Below are 18,145 nucleotides of genomic sequence, written 5' to 3' on the forward strand. Positions count from 1 at the left end.
TTTATGGGGTTAAGACGATCTTGCCGAATGGCCCGCGATCGAGGTGATCCAGCGCCTGCGGCAGCTGATCGAAGCGGTATACCTGGTCGATCACCGGCTGCAGGTTGACGGCGTCCACGGCGCGCACCAGGTCTTCCAGCGCGCGGCGGTGGCCGACGCCGATGCCCTGAATCACTGCGGATTTTAATAGCAGCGGGCCGGCGGGGGCGGAAATTTCGTTGCCTTCCAGGATGCCTATTACCGAGATGCGTCCTCCCACCGCCACGGCGCGCACCGAATTGCCGAGGTTGGTGCCGCCCACGGTATCCACCACATGGTCGATGCCGCGATCCTGGGTCAGCTGATAGACCTTCTCCACCCAGTCGCCATGCAGGCGATTGATGCCGCGGTCGGCGCCCAGCGCCTTGGCGCGAGCCAATTTTTCGTCGCTGCCGGAAGTGACGTACACCTCGGCGCCGTGCGCTTTGGCGATCTGCAGCGCGAACAGCGCCACGCCGCCGGTGCCTTGCACCAATACCGAGTCGCCGGCGCGCAGTCTGCCTTGCTCCACCAGTGCGAACCAGGCGGTCAGCCCGGCGCACGGCAAGGTGCTGGCCTGAACATCGTCTAGCGACGCTGGCGCCGCCACCAGCCAATCTTCATGCACTATCACGTATTCCGCCAGCACGCCCTGATAAAAACCGCCGAGGGTGTGATAAGGCACCCGGCGCGCATCGCCGTAGGGTTTTTGCTCGCCGTCGAGCCAACCGGGGCTGAAGGTGGAAATGACGCGCGCGCCGGGCTGAAAGCGGCTGACGCCGGGGCCGATGGCATCGACCTCGCCGGCCATGTCCGAGGCGGGCGTGAACGGCTGCGGCAGCGTGAGCCCCATGCCGCTTTCAATCATCAATTTGTCACGGTAATTGAGTGAGATAGCCTTCACTTTCACTCTGATTTCGTGCGGCCCCGGCTGTGGGATGGCGCTTGCGCTCAGCTGCAGGTGCTCACGCCCCAGGGCGCTCATCGTCCAGCGTTGCATTGTATTGGTCATGATGTTCTCCAAAGTCAGCGATTAACAGACCTGCCGATAATATCGTTGATAGAGGTTCGCCAGTGGCGATAAGATTTCCGCAGATTGTTTCTTTCAGAGCGACAAATCATGAGCGATCGGTTGAGCGGCATTTCGGTATTCGTTACCGCCGTGGAGGCGGGCAGTTTTGCGTTGGCGGCCAGTCGGCTGCATCTTTCGCGTTCGGCGGTCGGCAAAACCATCGCCCGGCTGGAACAGCGGCTGGGGGTGCGGCTGTTTCATCGCACCACGCGCAGCCAGAGCCTGACCGACGACGGTGCGCTGTTTTATGAGCGCTGCCTGCGGGCGCTGGAGGAGATCCGTGGCGCGGAAACGCTGCTGGAGTCGGGGAAACGACAGGTCAGCGGCCGGCTGCGGGTGTCGATGCCGGTGCTGTTTGGCCGCATGTGCATTGCGCCGCTGCTGACCGAACTGACGCGCGAGCATCCTGGGTTGGAGCTGGAGCTGTCGTTCAGCGATCGGGTGGTGGACCTGATTGAGGACGGCTTCGATATGGCGATTCGCAACGGTACGCTGGCCAACAGCAGCGGCTTGGTGGCGCGCCGCATCGGCGATCACCGCATGGCGCTGTGCGCCTCGCCGGCCTATCTGCAGCGGTGCGGCGAACCGCTCAGCATCGAGCAACTGGCGCAGCATGAGGCGGTGACCTATATGCGCGCCGGCGCGCGGCGCAGCTGGTTGGTATTGGATAGCGACGGCAAGCCGCAGGACGTAATGCCGAATAACCGGCTGCAAATGGACGACCTGCAGGCGATTGCGGATGCGGCCACGGCGGGTTTCGGCATTGCCTGGCTGCCGTGCTGGCTGGTACGTGAGCAGTTGTTGAGCGGGGCGCTGGTGCGCTTGCTGCGCGATCGGCCGGGCGCCGCCTTTGAAGCGCATGCGGTGTGGCCGCACACGCCCCACCTGCCGCTGAAGGTGCGGCTGGCGGTGGATACGCTGGTGAACAAACTGCCTGCCAGTCTGGCGTTGGTCGAGAAGGCGCTGTAGCGCGCCCGGTTCAGGAAGAGGCGGCGCGTTTTTTACGCCAGATCACCAGCATGGCGCCCAGCAGGCCGACGAACAGCAGCAACAGCGGCAGCAGCATCAGGCCGGTCATCACCTGGCTTTCATAGCGTTTCACCAGAGGGATTTGGCTGAACGCGTAGCCGAGGCCGACCAGCGCGCAGACCCAGATCGCCGCGCTCAGCCAGTTGAATACCTGGAAGCGCGAGCTGTTGAGCCCGGAAATGCCGGCCATGGTCGGCAGCAGGGTGCGCACGAAACCGAGGAAGCGGCCGATCAGCAGCGCCGTCAGCCCGTGGCGGTTGAACAGGTTGTGCGCGCGCTGGTGGTACTGTGCCGGCAGTTGCAGCAGCCAGCTCTTCACCAGGCCGGTGTGGCCCAGCCAGCGGCCCTGGATATAGCTCAGCCAGCAGCCGAGGCCGGCGGCGGCGGTCAGTATCAGCAGAGTGGGGGCAAAGCCCATCACGCCTTTGGCGATCAGCGCGCCCGACAGCAGCAGCAGGCTGTCACCGGGAAGGAAGGAGGCGGGCAGCAGTCCGTTTTCCAAAAACAGAGTGGTGAAAAGTACGGCGTAAACCACCCAAATTACGCTTGGATCGGCGAGGGCGATGAAGTCCTGCTGCCAAAGCGCATGAATAATCTCTCGTAATACATCCATTTTATGTCCTGTTGCATGCCGGTTGCGCCCGGGGTCACGTTCTCCAGGATGCGGCGGTTACCGTATCTGACAGTTACCCGGTTAGTGTACCGCTAATAGCTTAAGCCGACATTAAACGAGACGAAGAAAATTATCGGAATCCGCCTTAGCGCACGCCGTTGAGGCGATCGAAGCCGGCCGCCAGATCGGCGATCAGGTCTTCGACGTTCTCCAGACCGATATGCAACCGCACCAGCGTGCCGGAAAAATCGACGCCGCCCGCCGGGCGGATCGCTTCCAGTTCTTCCGGCTGGTTGGCCAGGATCAGCGACTCGAAGCCGCCCCAGGAGTAGGCCATGCTGAAGTGGCTGAAGTTGTCCAGGTAGGCGGCCAACTGCGCCTCATCCAGCCGCTCTTTCAGCACGAAGGAGAACAGTCCATTGCAGCCGCTGAAGTCGCGGCGATAGAACGCGTGGCCTTTGCAACTGGGCAGGGCCGGGTGATTGACCGTCGCCACCTCCGGCCGTTCGGCCAGCCAGTTGGCGACCTCAATGCTGCTGCGTTCGTGCTGCTTCAGGCGCACGCTCAGGGTACGCAGGCCGCGGCTCGCCATGTAGGCGGTGTCGGCATCCACCATCTGCCCCATCAGATAGGAGTACTCGCGCAGTTGATCCCAACAGCGCGCGTTGGCGACGGCGGTGCCGAGCATGTAATCGGAATGGCCGATCAGGTATTTGGTGCCGGCCTGAATGGAGATATCGATGTCGAAATCCAACGCCTTGAACAGCACGCCCGCCGCCCAGGTATTGTCGATCATGATCACCACCTCCGGCGCCACGGCGCGAATGGCCTGCACCATCGCCGGAATGTCCTGCACTTCCAGGGTGATGGAGCCGGGGGATTCCAGGAACACCACGCGGGTGTTGGGTTGGATCAACGTGGCGATATCGGCGCCGATCAGCGGATCGAAATAAGTGGTGCTGACGTTCATGCGGCCGAGGATATGGGTGCAGAAATCCTGGGTCGGTTCGTACGCCGAACCAGTGACCAGCAGGTGATCGCCGGCGCCGACGAACGACAGGATCGCATTGGCCACCGCCGCCGCGCCGCAGGGGTACAGCACGCAGCCGGCGCCGCCCTCCAGCTCCACCATTGCATCCTGCAGGGCGAAGTGGGTCAGGGTGCCGCGTCGGCCGTAAAACAGCTCGCCGTGGGCGCGTTGCGCGGTGGCGTGTTTTTTGGCAGCGACGGAGTCGAAGACCAAAGAAGAGGCGCGTTGCGTGACGGGATTGACGGAGCCCTGGGTGTAACGCTGGCTGCGGCCGGCGCCGATCAGCGTGGTTTCGATATGTTTTGACGTCATGGTACCTGGCTCACCTCTGGTTGCTCTGCACGTGCCCGTTTGCGATAGCCCTTACGTTAACATGAGTTAATATAGCCATCCAGACGTTTTAACTTCCAGATATAGAAACGGCTATAATTGTCTGTCGGGCGCGCATTTCTCGCCTCATCCTTCTGCCGTGGTGCGAGAGAGAAGCCCATTCATCGGTCAAGACGCCGTTCGGCAGCGCGGCGTTGTTGCGTCGTTGTGGGAGAAAAGTAACGAAATAACCCTATAAAAGGGGCAGTTGGCGGTGAACGGACGCAGATTGGCGCTTTGTGGCGGGGCTGGCTAAAATTTTCTCGTTTATTTGGTAAATAATAATGAGAACTACTATCAATCCCCGGTTGGTTTGATATGATCGCACGCTGAATTATTCCTTAATTTTGATCGGTAATGGGTGGAGGCACAGCGTGAAAACGGCTGGCAAGAATTTAAATCAAGGATCGTTCGGCCAGGGCCGGGCGCAGTGGGGCAAGGCCTTCGGCCGCAGCCTGATGGCTTCTATGGTGCTGGTCGTGGGGCTGGCCGGCAGCGCGCAGGCCGCGCCGGCGAGCAATCCGGCCGTTGCCGAAAGCGTTGCGCCGACCACCGCGCCTGCACCTGCGGCAGCCGCCGCGCCGGAGAGCATCACGCCGGTGAATCCGGCGCCAACGATCCAGCCACCGGAAACCCGCGGCATGGACCTGTCCGTTTGGGGCATGTACCAGCACGCCGACGCGGTGGTGAAAGCGGTAATGATCGGCCTGGTGCTGGCCTCGATCGTGACCTGGACCATTCTGTTCTCCAAAGGCAGCGAACTGCTGCGCGCCAAGCGCCGTCTGCGCCGCGAGCAGTTGGCGCTGGCCGAAGCGCGCACGCTGGATGAAGCCTCCGAGCTGGCGCAAAACTTCGCCCCGGAGAGCGTCAGCGCGGTATTGCTGAACGATGCGCAAAACGAGCTGGAGCTGTCTGCGGAATCCAACGACAACAACGGCATCAAAGAGCGCACCGGCTTCCGCCTCGAGCGCCGCGTGGCGGCCTACAGCCGCAACATGGGCCGTGGCAACGGCTTCCTCGCCACCATCGGCGCCATCTCGCCGTTCGTCGGCCTGTTCGGCACCGTGTGGGGCATCATGAACAGCTTCATCGGCATTGCCCATTCGCAGACCACCAACCTGGCGGTTGTGGCGCCGGGCATCGCGGAAGCGCTGCTGGCGACCGCGCTGGGCCTGGTGGCGGCGATCCCTGCCGTCGTTATCTACAACATCTTCGCCCGCGTCATCAGCGGCCACCGTGCGCAGGTGGGCGACGTGGCGGCGCAGGTCATGCTGCTGCAGGGCCGCGATCTGGATCTGGCCGCGACGGCGGAAGCCAAGCGCTCACAGCACGCGCACCAACTGCGGGCGGGGTGAGTCATGGCGATGCGCTTAAATGAAGATCTGGACGACAGCGGCGAACTGCATGAAATCAACGTGACGCCGTTTATCGACGTCATGTTGGTGCTGTTGATCATCTTTATGGTGGCCGCGCCGCTGGCAACGGTAGATATCCGCGTCGATCTGCCGGCTTCTTCCGCCAAGCCGCAGCCGCGGCCGGAAAAACCGGTGTTCCTGTCGGTGAAGGCCGACAAGCAGCTCTACGTCGGCGATCAGCCGGTGAATGCCGATCAGCTGACTTCGGTGCTGGATCAACGTACCCAGGCTAACAAAGAAACCACCATCTTCTTCCAGGCGGACAAGAGCGTGGACTATGAAACGCTGATGAGCGTGATGGACACCCTGCGTAAAGCCGGCTACCTGAAAGTGGGGCTGGTGGGCATGGAGGGCGCCGCCAAGTAGCGGCAGCAAAACGATAAAGGGCGCTCAGGCGCCCTTTTTTATTGATTCTGAGATATCACTCCCCGGCTAACAAAGCCCGGGAACCGGCATGACGCCAGTGGATACGGCCCGGCAGATAAAGCGCGCTCTGTTCCAGCGGCCGTTCGTCGATAAGCGCGGTGACTTGGTCGAAGCTATGTTGCGCCAGTGCCAGGCAGTCTTGCGCGACCGTGTCTATCTTCAGCGTCATGCAGTCGAACAGGTAGTGATCGTCGAAGCTGCACAGGTGAATGTCGCTCTCCATCAGCTGATGCTGAGTCAGATAACGCAATACGCCTTCCAGCAGGCCGCAGGCGGCGGTAAACAGCGCTTTAGGCGGACGCCCCAGCTGTGCGCACAGCTGAGCAAACATCTCGTAACCTGAGCTGGGGTGATAGTTGCCGTTGATGATCCATTCCGGTTTGCATGTGATGCCGGCGCGCTCCAGGCCAAGCTGGAAGCCGGCGAGGCGATCGCGGGTCGGCGAAATGCGCGGCTGCCCGCCGAGAAAATAGATCTCATCCGGATGTTGGCGCGCGACCTTTTCCACCAGGTCGGCAGTCGAATTGACCGAATCGGTGATCACCAGCGGCAGTTCAGAGCCGGCGATCAGACGGTCCATCTGCACCACCGGCAGCCCGGCGTTGATCTTCTGGTATTCCGCGTCGTTCAACTGGCTGGAGGCGACGATCAAGCCATCCACCTGCCGCTGCACCAGACTGTTCACCGCCATCATCTCCTGCGCCGGGTTTTCATCGGTGCAGGCGATCAGCAGCTGCAGACCGGCTTCGCGGCACAGCGTTTCCAGCTCGCGCGAAATCACCGCAAAGCCGTAGTTGGTCATCTCCGGCACCACCAGCCCCAGCGTGTGGCTGCGGTTGGAGCGCAAAGAGCGGGCGTGGATGCTGGGCTGATAATGGTGTTCGTGCGCCAGCGCCAGAACGCGATCGCGGGTGTCGTCGGACACCCGATATTCCTTGCTGCGGCCGTTCAGCACCAGGCTGGCGGTCGATTTCGACACCCCGGCCAGCGTGGCGATGTCACTGATGGTAATGCGTTTATTTTTTTTCACTGACGCCATCTGAAGTCATCGGAGGATGCGTCATTCTAGCATGCATGGCGTCAGCGGCCAGTATTCCAACGCCAGCGGCACGCTCCCGCACAGCCGCAGTTGCGGCTCACCCGCCGGGAAGTAGCGCGCGCTCATCACCGCCTCGCCGCGGTTGATGAAAATTTCCACGCTGGAACGATCGAACAGCAGTTGCAGATGCGTGACCGAGCCGCGCCAGTAACGGTGCTCCGGCCTGCCGTCGGTCAGGGAAGTGCGCGTCAGCTGCAGCCTTTCGCCGTCCCAGTTCAGCGTCATCGCGTCGCCAAAGGTTGCGCTGAACGCGCCCTGCGGCGTCATTTGCAACTCCGCGGCCTCCAGCGCATAGGCGGGGGCGTCATCGGCGCGGCCTTGCCAGCCTGCTCGCTCACCGCGCAGCTGTTGCAGCTCGCGCGCCGGGCGCTGGTGGAGGCGGCCATGCCGCAGAGACAGCTCGCGCGGGCAGGTCATGGTGTGGATCCAGCCGTAACGGCGCGTCGGATGGGCTTTTTCATCTTGATCGGGCACGCCCATCCAGCCGAACAGCAGGCGGCGGCCATCTTCCGCCAGCGTCGTCTGCGGCGCGTAGAACTCGAAGCCGGCGTCCAGCTCGCGGAATTCGCCGTGGCTGAAGGCCGCCTGCCGGTAATCCAGCTTGCCGAGCAGATAGCCGGCCTGATAACGGTTGAGATAGCGTTCCGGCTGCGGCGCCAGCCCCTGCGGGCAGCAGATCAACACATCGGCGCCGTCCAACGTGAACAGATCCGGGCACTCCCACATGTAGCCGAATTCCTCTAAGCCGTTCAGACCGGAACCGGCGATCTCGCCCAGCGATTGCCAGTCACGCAGATTGCTGGAACGAAACAGCAGCACCTTACCGCGATCCTGCAAGTCACGCGCGCCGAGCACCATGTACCAGTCATTTTGATGACGCCACACTTTCGGATCGCGTACGTGACCGCTGTAGCCCTCCGGCAGCGGCAGCACCGGCCCGAGCTTGCGGTATTCGCCCCGTTCGCTTTCCTGAGCCAGGCATTGGTAAGCGGTGCGTGAGCCGTCTGGGAATTTCACGTTGCCGGTGTAGATCAGCGTGATTTTGCCTTCCGCCGCCACCGCCGAGCCGGAGTAACAGCCGTGGCTGTCGTAACAGGCGCTGGGCGCCAGGGCGATTGGCTGGTGCTCCCAACGCAGCAAATCGGCCGACTGCCAGTGTCCCCAGCATTTGTTGCGATGATCGCAACCCAGCGGATTCCACTGATAAAACAGATGATAAACGCCGTTGTGCTGGATAAAGCCGTTGGGATCGTTCAGCAGGCCAACGCTGGGCGCCAGATGCCAGGCCGGGCGGTGCGGATCGCGCAGCGCGAGCGGCTGGCCGTTCATGACCGCCCGCATTGCCTGTTTGATTAAGCTGAGTTCTTCCATCATTGCGCGTCCGTTTTGTATTTCAGCAGCAGAGAGAGGACAAAGGCGCTGCCAAACGCGATCGCCAGACCGATGATATAGCTGACCAGAGAACTGGCCTGCACGATCGCCATGCCGGGGATCGCCGTCAGCCCGACCGCGTTCATGCCGACATGGTTGGCCACCACCCAGGCCCCGCCGAGCGCGCCGCCCGCCAGCGCCGCCAGAAACGGTTTCACGAAGCGCAGATTGATGCCGAACAGCGCCGCCTCGGTGATGCCGAGCATGGCGGAAAAGGCCGAAGGCACCGCAATGGCTTTGATTTTGGCGTCGCGGGTTTTGAAATAGACCGCCAGGCAGGCGCCGCCCTGAGCGATGTTGGCCATCGACCAGATCGGCAGCAGGAAGTTGACGCCGATAGTGGGGTTGCCGAGCAGCCCGGCCTCTACCGCGTGGAAACTGTGGTGGATGCCGGTAATGACGATAGCGGAATAGAGGCCGCCGAACAGCAACCCGGCGAACCACCCCGCATGAGCGATCAGCGTGCTGAGCACGAAGGAGATGCCGTCGCCCAGCGCACGGCCGGCGGGGCCGATAAACAGCAGGGCGACAAAGCCTGAGATCACCACCGTCAGGAACGGCGTCAGGATCAGATCGAGCGCGTTGGGGATCACCTTACGCAGACGTTTTTCCAACAGGCTCATGAACCACACCGCCAGCAGCACCGGAAATACCGTGCCCTGGTAGCCGATCATGGCGATGTCCAGACCGAAGAAATTCATGGTGTGGAACCCGCCGGCGACGCCCCAGGCATTGGTCAGCGCCGGATGCGTCAAAATGCCGCCGAGCGTGGCGCCCAGATAGGGATTGCCGCCGAATTCGCGTGCGGCGGTGAAACCGATCAGAATCGGCAGGATAATGAACGCCGCCGAGCTGAACATATCCAGCATGATGAACAGCGCGCTGTTGGCATCGGCCCAGCCGTAGGTTTTCACCATGCCGAGCAGCCCCATCAACAGGCCGGAAGCGACGATCGCCGGGATGATTGGCACGAAGATGTTCGACAGCAGGCGCGCGATGCGCTGCAGCGGGTTGAGCTTTTTCGCCGCGATATCGGCGGCTTCGGCCTTGCTGGATTCGCTGACGCCCGCCGCCTTGATGAATTCCGCATGCACCTTGTTGACCAGTCCGGTGCCGAAGATCACCTGGATCTGACCGGCGTTGCTGAAGCAGCCTTTAACGCCGTCCAGTTTGCCGATGGCCTCTTTGTCCACCTTGCTGTCGTCCACCAGCACCAGGCGCAGGCGCGTGGCGCAGTGGGCGGCGCTGGCGATGTTCTCTTTACCGCCGAGCAGCGGCAACAGCGCGTTGGCGGTTGCGGTAATGTCCATGTTGTCCCCTTGCTAAATAAAAATACCGCCGCGCAGTTTGCGGCGCAGCGCCGTGAATCGATGTCAGAAGAAATACTTGAATCTGGCGCGCATGCCGTAACGCTGGTCGTTGTCGCCGTTGGCGATCTTGTTGTCGGCGTTGGCTTCCAGCAGCGACACATAGGCGCCTAAATACAGGTTGAAATTCTTCATATTCATAATGTTAGGTATCTGATACGACGCGTGAACGGTGTGGATGTCGTAGTTGCCCGGTTCGCTGAGCGGGTTGTGGATATCGGCGGCGATCCCGGCGGTATTGAACTCTTTGATATTGTTATGGGCATAGATATAACCCAGTTCGAAGCGTCGCCACAGCACGTTGACGCCGGCGGTGAAGTCTTGCTCGCCTGAGGCATCCAGATAGGCGGTGCTCAGGTTGGCCACCACGCCGTTATCCGGGTTGGCGGCGCTGTTGTTCCAACTCATCGTCATGCCGTAGCCGTTGCGCTTGGATTGGTCGACGAAGCGGCCCTGGCTGTCCTGATAGCCGTAAGCGTTATTCACCACGTTGCTTTCCATCGCCGCCGCGATGCTGAGGGCGTCTTTCTTCCAGGCGATCACCGGGCGCAAATAGGCGACGTTTTTCTTATTTTCCAGCGCATTGCCGTGGTAGCTGTTGTCCTGGAACAGCGAGGTGCCGTCTTCCACCAGCGTGTTCAGTTCGAAATAGACATCCCCGGCGTATTTGCTCAGCATCAGGTTGCCGCCGCTGCTGCTGCGACCGCGGCCTTCTTTCATCATGTAGATATAGCCGAAGCCGTCGGCGTACAGGTCGTTGGCGGTATTGCCGGAGTATTGAATGAAGGTGTCCTGATTCAGCGGGAACATGTCGTAGGCTTCGAAGCGGCCGATTTTGGTTTGCCAGTTCTTTTCATTGCCGAAGAAGAAAGCGGCGTCGTCCAGGTTCATTTTGCCGCTCATGTCCGCCAGCGGCTGGACGCTGAAGCCGGAGAAGTTGCCGTCCGGATTGCGGCGGTAGCCGTCCAGCCCGACCAGAATGCGGCCATTGATGTCCCAGCGCTCTTTGTTGCCGGGTTTCCAGTCCTTGTGGTCGCTGCCTTTCAGCGACGTCAGCTGGCCGCTGCGGCTGGCGCCGTCCAGATTGAACTCCACGTCGCCGTACAGTTTCAGATCGTTGAAACCGTTCAGTTTCAGCGCGCTGGTCGGAGAGGATTGCGTTTCAAGCGCGGCGGCGCGCTGCACGACCTGCGCGGTTTGCCTTTCGGTGCTGGCGGTGCGCAGTTCCAGCTGTTGCGCCCGGCGTTCCGCCGCGGTGGCGCGAGTTTCAGCCTGAGCGGCGCGCTGTTCCGCCTGCGCCAGGCGTTGTTCCAGCGCGTTGAGGCGCGCCTCGATGCCGCCGTCGCCGGAGGCTGCAGCGGCAGACGTGGAGAGGAAAAGCCCTGTTGTTATCGCCAAATAGCTGAGTTTTTTCATCATCGTCTATCATCCGGGAAGGGTTGTTATTATTTTTTGCTAAATTGCTAAACCGGTTTTTCATGGCGAAAGATAACGATCGAGGAGCGGACTGGCAATCAAGTTTGCTAACCCGATTCAGCTATTGTGATCGAGCGCGCAAATCGCGGGTTAAAAGACCACGGCGCCCAGGGGATCGCCGTGGATGCAGGGGATCAACGCAGAAAAGCGGCCAGCTCTTCGGCGTGAGGCAGGGCGGTCATGGCGCCCTTGGCGGTGGTGGCCAGCGCGCCGCAGGCCTGAGCCTGGGCGATAACCGCCGGCCACTGCGCGTCCTGCGGCAATGCGTGAAGGCGCGCCAGTGCCGCTAACAGCCCGGCGACAAACGCGTCGCCGGCGCCGGTGGTATCGACCGGCACGACCGACGGCGCGCGGAAATGGCGCAGGCGATGCCCATCGTGTACGCAGACGCCGTCGCCGCCCAGCGTCACCAGCAGCAGGCGCAGCGGATAGGTTTGCATCATCCAGCGGATGCCGTTCTCCACATCGTCAAGGTGGCTGATGAAAGCCAGCTCTTCGCGCGACAGTTTCACCACATCCGCCAGCAGCAGCGCCTTTTGCAGGCAGGGGCGCAGCGCTTCCGGCTGACGCCAGACCTCTTCGCGGATGTTGGGATCGAAACTGACCCGGCCGCCGACTGCCCGCATGCGTTCCATCGCCGTAAAGGCCGCGCTGCGGCTGGGCTCCTGCGACAGCGCGATGGAGCAGAGGTGCAGCCATTCGCCCCGTTGGAAAGCCGGCAGATCGTCGGGCTGCAAAAACAGATCGGCGCTGGGCTGCACCATAAACGTGAATGAGCGCTCACCGTGCTGATCGAGATCCACCACCACCGTGGAGGTGTGGTGTTCGGGATCCGGTCGCATATGACCGATATCCACCCCTTCATCGCTCAGCACCTGCTGCAGAAAGGCGCCGAAGCTGTCTTGCCCCACCCGGCCGATAAAGGCGCTGTCGCCGCCCAAACGGGCGATACCCACCGCCACGTTCGCCGGCGCGCCGCCGGGGCATTTGAGATAACCGTTGGCATTTTCCGGCACCAGGTCGATCACGGCGTCGCCCAGTACCCATACGCGATTCATCATGCTTAATCCCTGTTTTTGTCGTTGTCAGATGGTGAGCTAAAATAGAAGAACCGGTTTAGCAAGGCAATGAAATAATCCTCAGAGCCGCTTGGTCAGTGAGGAAGATCAATCTTTCTGCTGGGCTTGGGGAAGAGGGAATCTGCCCCGCGAACCAGCGCGGGGCGAGATAGCGGGGCGTTTAGCCCAGCTTCGGATAGACGCCGGGACCGATTGGCAAGCCTAGCGCATACCAGACCAGCAGCAGCAAAATCCACACGCTGAAGAACACCACGGGATAGGGCAGGATCAGCACGTAATAGGTGCCGAGCTGCGCGTCTTTGCGGTAGCGCTGCAGGAAGCCGAGGAACAGCGGCAGGAACGGTGACATCGGCGCCAGCGGCAGCACTGCAGAGTCGGCGATGCGAAAGATCATCTGGGCGAACGCCGGGTGGAAACCGAGCAGCATAAACATCGGCACGAAGATCGGCGCCAAAATTGACCAGATCGCCGAGCCGCTGGCGATGAACATGCACAGGAAGGCGGAGAGGAACATCAGGCCGAGAAATGCCGGTGCGCCGCTCATGCCGGCGGCTTCCAGCATATCGGTCAGACCGACGGCCATAAACTTGCCCATGTTGCTCCAGTTAAAGAACGCCACGAACTGCGACAGCGGAAACACCATCACGATGAAACCCGCCATGCTTTTCATCGGATCGAGCAAGTGGTGGGGAATATCGTCCGGCCGCCGGATCTGTTTGGTGACTACGCCATAGGTAATGGCGACGGTGAAGAAGAACAGGATGATGATCGGCACAATACCCTTGATGAACGGGGAAGGGATCACCGAACCGGTGTTCGGGTCACGCAGCGGCGCGGCCTCCGGCACCACCAGAGCGGCGATGATGGCGATAAACACCAGCGCGGCGATGCCGCTCATCATCAGCCCCCGGTTCTGCAGCGGGGTCAGCGCTGCGATTTTATCTTCGGCGCCGCCTTGCCACTTCGGCAGACGGGGCTCGATAAACTTGTCGGTGAGCAGCGCGCCGGCGATGGTCAGCACGATCACGGAGGTGGCCATAAAGTACCAGTTGTCTATCACGCTGACGTGAACCGCGCCATCCACCGCTTTGGTGGCTTCGGTGCTGATGCCGGAAAGCAATACGTCGGTGGTGACGATCAACAGATTGGCGGTAAAACCGGAGGCGACGCCGGCGATCGCCGCCAGCAGTCCGGCTATCGGGTGGCGACCCACCGCTACAAACATCAGCGCGCCGAGCGGCGGCATCACCACCAGCGCGGCGTCCGACGATATATGACTGAAGAAGGCGATAAACAGCACCATATAGCTGGCGTAGCGGGCGCTGACGCGCGAGGCCATTTTATACATCAGCGCCTGCAGCAGGCCGACCTTTTCCGCCAGGCCGGCGCCTATCACCAGCGCCAAAATGGCCCCCAGCGGCGCAAAACTGCTGAAATTATGGATGATATTGGGAAATATCCACTGCATGCCCGCCACGCTCATCAGGTTATTCACCTTGATGAGCTCGCCGGTGGCCGGATTTTTCACCGCCACATCGAGCCAGGAAAACAGCGCGGTGGCCAGCATAAGCACCAGGATCAAATAGACGAACAATAAAAACGGATTGGGGATCTTATTGCCGATGCGTTCCACCCAGTAAAAAACGCGTCCGGGGCTTTTATTGATTGGCGTTGTGGCCTCACTCATGATTTTACCCTCTGTGTTTGTTCTGTTGTGTGATTGTTATTATTTGATTTATTTATAATTATGCTCGGTGGCCCGGTGATCCGGGCCCTGTCTGTTCATGCTATTTCAATGGAGATGGCTTCACCCCCTGCGGGATGGGGCAGCGGTACGGCTGTTCGGCGCGCTGGCGCTCAAACTCGCTGCGGCAGCGCGCCAGCAGGGCGCTGTCGCTCAGCAGATCGACGGCGGTCGCCGCCATCACCTTGCCGGCCAGGCACATGCCCTTATGGGCGATAGCGGTGCGGCCCTGCGCCACCAGTTGCCAGGTGTGCAGCGGAGTGCCGAGTGCGAAACAGGGGCTAAAGCATTGGGCGGTCGGCGCCACCCAGCTCACGTCGCCAACGTCGGTAGAGCCGTACAGCAGATCGTCGGATTCCACATAAGGAGCGACCTCGTCCATCAGCACCTTATCTCCCAGCAGTTGCACCCACTCGCGCCCGGCTGCACCGCCGGTGCGGGCAATGTTGAGTTTGGCGTTGCGCAGATCGTCGCGGCTCAGCGTCTGGCGGATTTCCTCGGCGAAGCGGCGTTCGGCGTCGCTGTACTCGGGCAGACCGAAATCACACAGGTTTTGATACATCGCGCGTTCAAGACTGCGGTTTGGCACATAGTTGGAGCAGGCCTTGTCGAAGCGCACTTCCATCTGGGTGTCAGTCATCAGCGCTGCGCCCTTGGCGATGTTGATCACCCGTTGGTAAATGTCCTGCGCCTGGTCGAGCTGCGGTGCGCGGATCAGGTACAACACCTCGGCGTCGGCCTGCACCACGTTGGGGGAGCTGCCGCCGGTGTGGGTGACCGCATAGTGCAGCCGCGCTTCTTGCACAATATGTTCGCGCAGGAAGTTGGCGCCGGTATTCATCAGCGTCACCGCGTCCAGCGCGCTGCGCCCCAGGTGCGGCGAGTTGGCGGCATGGGCGGCGACGCCTTTGAAGTGAAACGCCGCCTGAATGTTGGCCAGCGTACTGGTGTTGAACATGCCGCTGAAGCCTTCCGGGTGCCAGGTGAGGGCGGCGTCGACGTCGTCGAACAGGCCTTCGCGCACCATAAAGGTTTTGCCGGAGCCACCCTCTTCGCCCGGGCAGCCGTAGAAGCGCAGGGTGCCGGTCAGCCGGTTCTGCTGCATCCACGCCTTGGCGGCGAAGGCGCCCGCCAGCGCCGCGGTGCCCAGCAGATTGTGGCCGCAGCCATGGCCGTTGCCGTTTTCCACCAGCGGCTGCGGCGTGGCGCAACCGGACCGCTGGCTCAGCCCGGCCAGCGCGTCGTACTCGCCCAGCAGCGCGATAACCGGGTGACCGTTGCCGTAGCTGGCGATAAACGCCGTCTCGATGTCGCCCACGCCGCGCTCGACCGAGAAGCCTTCCTGTTCCAGCGCATCGGCCAGCAACGTGGCGGAATAGGTCTCGTTAAAGCGCGTTTCCGGATGGTCCCAAATCGCGTCGCTCAGCGCGCTGAAGCGGGACTGGCGTTGGTCAATGTAGTCGTCGATAAAAGCCTGCAGTTCTGAGTTGCTCATGCTCCGCTCCCGAATGTCGGCAGGTTCAGCGCCAGCGACGCCAGCGTTTTCACCGCCACCGCCATCACCTGTTCGTTGAAGTCGAATTTCTCGTTATGGTGTCCGGCGCTCAGCTCGGTGCCGAAAATGACATATGAGGCTTGGCCGCCGCGGGATTTCACCCGTTCCATCATGTAGGTGGCGTCTTCCGAACCCGCAGCCTGTTCGCGGCGATCGACCACCGAGGTCAGCTCGGTTATCTGCTGCGCCTGGCGACGGATGTAATCCACCCACGGTTGGGTCGGTTTGCTGCTCTGCGCCGCGCCCATCAGCGCGATGTCGCAGGCGACGCCGTGCATTTTGGCTGCGCCTTCGATGGCGTTCAGCGCCTGTTGATAGACGAACGCGTTGATCTCATTGGTGGCGCCGCGCGTCTCCACCTTCATAAACGCCCGATCGGCGATCACGTTGCGGCCGGTGCCGGCCTGCAGCACGCCGACATTGATGCGCGAGCTGCCTTCGCTGTGGCGCGGGATGGCGTAAAGCCCCAGCGCAGCCTGCGCCGCTGCCAGCAGCGCGTTGCGACCGTCTTCCGGCTTGGCGCCGGCGTGGGAGGCGACGCCGCGAAAGGTAACGTCCAGCTTGCTGGTGGCCATAAAGCTGTCGCTGCCGCACACCAGCTCGCCGGCCGGCACGCCGGTGCCGATATGCACCGCGGTGAAGAAATCGACGTCGTCCACCACGCCGGCCTCCACCATCGATTTTGCGCCGCGTGTGCCTTCTTCCGCCGGCTGGAAGATCAGTTTGACGGTGCCGCTAAGCTGGGACTCCAGGCTTTTGAACACGTGCGCCAGCCCCAGGCCGATGGTGGTATGGCCATCATGACCGCATGCATGCATCATGCCGCTGTTGCAAGAGGCGAACCCTTCACGGAACGGCAGGTGCTCGGGTTCCAGCAATTCGTTGAGATCGAGGGCGTCCATATCCACGCGGTAGGCGATAGTCGGGCCGGGGCGGCCGGTATCGAGCGTTGCGACGATGCCGGCGAAGCCGCCGGAAAAATGCGGCAACCATTTTTCCAACGCGCCCTGATTGCGGGCGCGCAGTTCCTGCGCCTCCAGCTCATCGGATGAGGGCAGTCCCATGCGCGCCTCGGCCTTGATGACCTCGCGGCCCAGCTGCAAACGATAACCCAGCCGATCGAGTTCTTCCGCCACCAGGGTAGCGGTGCGAAACTCAAACCAGCCGGATTCGGCATAGCGGTGGAAGTCGCGGCGCCAGGCCTGCAATTGCGGGTACAGATCGGCCACCAACATCGAAAGCGAATTAGTCATAGTGATATCTCATAAGTTATCGCGCGCTGGATCGCTCCAGGCAGCAGTTATGCTCTGAACTGAAATCAGACGGTGAAGCTATTGCAAAGAAAAAGGTGCGTTTGGTTACTAACTGCCGTGAATGGCGCTTATTGGCGCAGAAAATGCGCTTAATTAAGCGAAATAAGAATTTGGTTATTTATTATGTTTTTTCCGAATGTACACAATGGAATCTGGCTAAATAAGATGCCAATATCTTGCTATTGATAAATAACGGTTATCGCCTTTCGCCTATGCCAGCCTCGATAAAATTGCACCAATTGCGCGCATTTGTGGACGTTAGCCGCCAGGGCAGCATCCGCGCCGCCAGCCGCACCTCTCGCCTTTCCCAGCCTGCACTGACCAAAGCCATTCAGGAGCTGGAAGAGGTGCTGGGCGCCAAGCTGTTTATTCGCCGCAGTCAGGGGGTGGTATTGACCGACTGCGGCGATAACTTTTTCCAGCATGCCAGCCTGATCCTCGAAGAGCTGCGGGTGGCGCAGGAAGACATTCAGCAGCGGCTGGGGTTGGCGGGCGGCACGGTGAATATCGGCGTTGGCGGCAGCATTGCGCGCACCGTGATGCCGCAGGTGGTCACCCAGTTTCACCGTGAGTATCCGAACGTGAAGGTGCGCATCGTCGAGGGGCAACTGGTGTCGATGATCCCAGAACTGCGCCAGGGCGAGCTGGATTTTACCGTCAATACCTATTACCCCAGCAGCCTCGACAACGAGCTGCAGTATGAACGGCTGATGGAAAAAGAGTATCGGGTGGTGGTGCGCAAAGGGCATCCGATGGAGGGGGCGACCTCGCTGAAACAGCTGCAGCAATGCGACTGGACCATGCCGACGCCGAAAGGCAGTTATTACCGGCTATTGCACGATCTGTTCGGGGACTTGGGCATGGCGCCGTCGATCAGCGTGACCTGTGAGACCTTTATGGCCTGTACCAGCCTGGTGGCGCAGAGCGATTTTGTCAGCATTCTGTCGGTGGACGTGATTTCGGATCCGATTCTGGGCAAGCATTTGGTGCCGCTTGAGCTGGAAGAGCGTCTGCCGAAAGCGACGTTTTATCTTATCCAACGGAAGGACACCACCTTGACGCCGATGGGCGCGCACCTGGCGCGCCTGTTTCGTCTTTATTGTCGGTGA

General features: G+C 61.3%; 15 protein-coding genes. 4 read left to right on the top strand and 11 right to left on the bottom strand.

The window, feature by feature from the left end:
• Position 1: 1 nt before the first annotated feature.
• Positions 2 to 1,030, bottom strand: a complete 1,029-nt coding sequence (locus ACTJJ6_RS12365) for a zinc-dependent alcohol dehydrogenase family protein (protein WP_123867903.1) — start codon at positions 1,028 to 1,030, stop codon at positions 2 to 4.
• Between the two features lie 108 nt (positions 1,031 to 1,138).
• Here ACTJJ6_RS12365 and ACTJJ6_RS12370 point away from each other — a divergent pair, with 108 nt between their 5' ends.
• On the top strand, positions 1,139 to 2,059 hold the full coding sequence (locus ACTJJ6_RS12370) for a LysR family transcriptional regulator (protein ID WP_016930125.1): 921 nt from the start codon (positions 1,139 to 1,141) through the stop codon (positions 2,057 to 2,059).
• 10 nt (positions 2,060 to 2,069) lie between these two features.
• On the opposite strand, the gene ACTJJ6_RS12375 is transcribed toward ACTJJ6_RS12370, so the two are convergent.
• Complete coding sequence (locus tag ACTJJ6_RS12375; RefSeq protein ID WP_004937300.1) at positions 2,070 to 2,732, bottom strand: DedA family protein; 663 nt, start codon at positions 2,730 to 2,732, stop codon at positions 2,070 to 2,072.
• A gap of 145 nt (positions 2,733 to 2,877) precedes the next feature.
• Positions 2,878 to 4,074 (bottom strand): cystathionine beta-lyase, encoded by a 1,197-nt coding sequence (metC, locus tag ACTJJ6_RS12380; RefSeq protein ID WP_016930124.1) that lies wholly within the window; start codon positions 4,072 to 4,074, stop codon positions 2,878 to 2,880.
• A 431-nt stretch (positions 4,075 to 4,505) separates the two neighbouring features.
• On the opposite strand from metC, the gene exbB reads away from it, so the two are divergent.
• Together exbB and exbD are read left to right on the top strand one after the other, a co-directional pair.
• Positions 4,506 to 5,486 (top strand): tol-pal system-associated acyl-CoA thioesterase, encoded by a 981-nt coding sequence (gene exbB, locus ACTJJ6_RS12385; protein ID WP_075205904.1) that lies wholly within the window; start codon positions 4,506 to 4,508, stop codon positions 5,484 to 5,486.
• Positions 5,487 to 5,489: 3 nt separating this feature from the next.
• Positions 5,490 to 5,912 (top strand): TonB system transport protein ExbD, encoded by a 423-nt coding sequence (exbD, locus tag ACTJJ6_RS12390; protein WP_004937307.1) that lies wholly within the window; start codon positions 5,490 to 5,492, stop codon positions 5,910 to 5,912.
• 55 nt (positions 5,913 to 5,967) lie between these two features.
• Here the strand turns inward: exbD and ACTJJ6_RS12395 are convergent, their stop codons facing one another.
• The 8 genes from ACTJJ6_RS12395 to ACTJJ6_RS12430 form a co-directional block, all read right to left on the bottom strand.
• Entirely contained in the window at positions 5,968 to 7,011 is a 1,044-nt protein-coding gene (locus ACTJJ6_RS12395) for a LacI family DNA-binding transcriptional regulator (RefSeq protein ID WP_016930122.1), read from the bottom strand.
• 21 nt (positions 7,012 to 7,032) lie between these two features.
• Positions 7,033 to 8,442, bottom strand: coding sequence for a sucrose-6-phosphate hydrolase (locus ACTJJ6_RS12400; protein ID WP_440803725.1), 1,410 nt, complete (start codon positions 8,440 to 8,442; stop codon positions 7,033 to 7,035).
• On the bottom strand, positions 8,442 to 9,812 hold the full coding sequence (locus ACTJJ6_RS12405; RefSeq protein ID WP_049299867.1) for a sucrose-specific PTS transporter subunit IIBC: 1,371 nt from the start codon (positions 9,810 to 9,812) through the stop codon (positions 8,442 to 8,444). Before ACTJJ6_RS12405 ends, ACTJJ6_RS12400 begins: the two co-directional genes overlap by 1 nt.
• Before the next feature lie 63 nt (positions 9,813 to 9,875).
• A complete protein-coding gene (locus tag ACTJJ6_RS12410) occupies positions 9,876 to 11,285 on the bottom strand; it encodes a carbohydrate porin (RefSeq protein WP_117287317.1) in 1,410 nt (469 codons plus the stop codon).
• A gap of 194 nt (positions 11,286 to 11,479) precedes the next feature.
• Positions 11,480 to 12,406 carry an aminoimidazole riboside kinase gene (locus tag ACTJJ6_RS12415; RefSeq protein ID WP_016930118.1) on the bottom strand — a complete coding sequence of 309 codons (927 nt, stop codon included), beginning with the start codon at positions 12,404 to 12,406 and terminating at the stop codon, positions 11,480 to 11,482.
• A gap of 178 nt (positions 12,407 to 12,584) precedes the next feature.
• The gene (gene abgT / locus ACTJJ6_RS12420) at positions 12,585 to 14,111 is read right to left on the bottom strand and encodes a p-aminobenzoyl-glutamate transporter (protein WP_028127596.1); all 1,527 of its coding nucleotides are present in this window, start codon (positions 14,109 to 14,111) and stop codon (positions 12,585 to 12,587) included.
• Between the two features lie 100 nt (positions 14,112 to 14,211).
• Positions 14,212 to 15,663 (bottom strand): M20 family metallopeptidase, encoded by a 1,452-nt coding sequence (locus ACTJJ6_RS12425; protein WP_117287301.1) that lies wholly within the window; start codon positions 15,661 to 15,663, stop codon positions 14,212 to 14,214.
• Positions 15,660 to 16,976, bottom strand: a complete 1,317-nt coding sequence (locus ACTJJ6_RS12430) for a M20 family metallo-hydrolase (RefSeq protein WP_016930115.1) — start codon at positions 16,974 to 16,976, stop codon at positions 15,660 to 15,662. The genes ACTJJ6_RS12425 and ACTJJ6_RS12430 overlap by 4 nt, the downstream gene beginning before the upstream one ends.
• 272 nt (positions 16,977 to 17,248) lie before the next feature.
• On the opposite strand from ACTJJ6_RS12430, the gene ACTJJ6_RS12435 reads away from it, so the two are divergent.
• A complete protein-coding gene (locus ACTJJ6_RS12435; protein ID WP_049299864.1) occupies positions 17,249 to 18,145 on the top strand; it encodes a LysR family transcriptional regulator in 897 nt (298 codons plus the stop codon).

Origin of the sequence: Serratia sp. 22278 (assembly GCF_052045405.1) — a bacterium.
Lineage (GTDB): Bacteria > Pseudomonadota > Gammaproteobacteria > Enterobacterales > Enterobacteriaceae > Serratia > Serratia marcescens.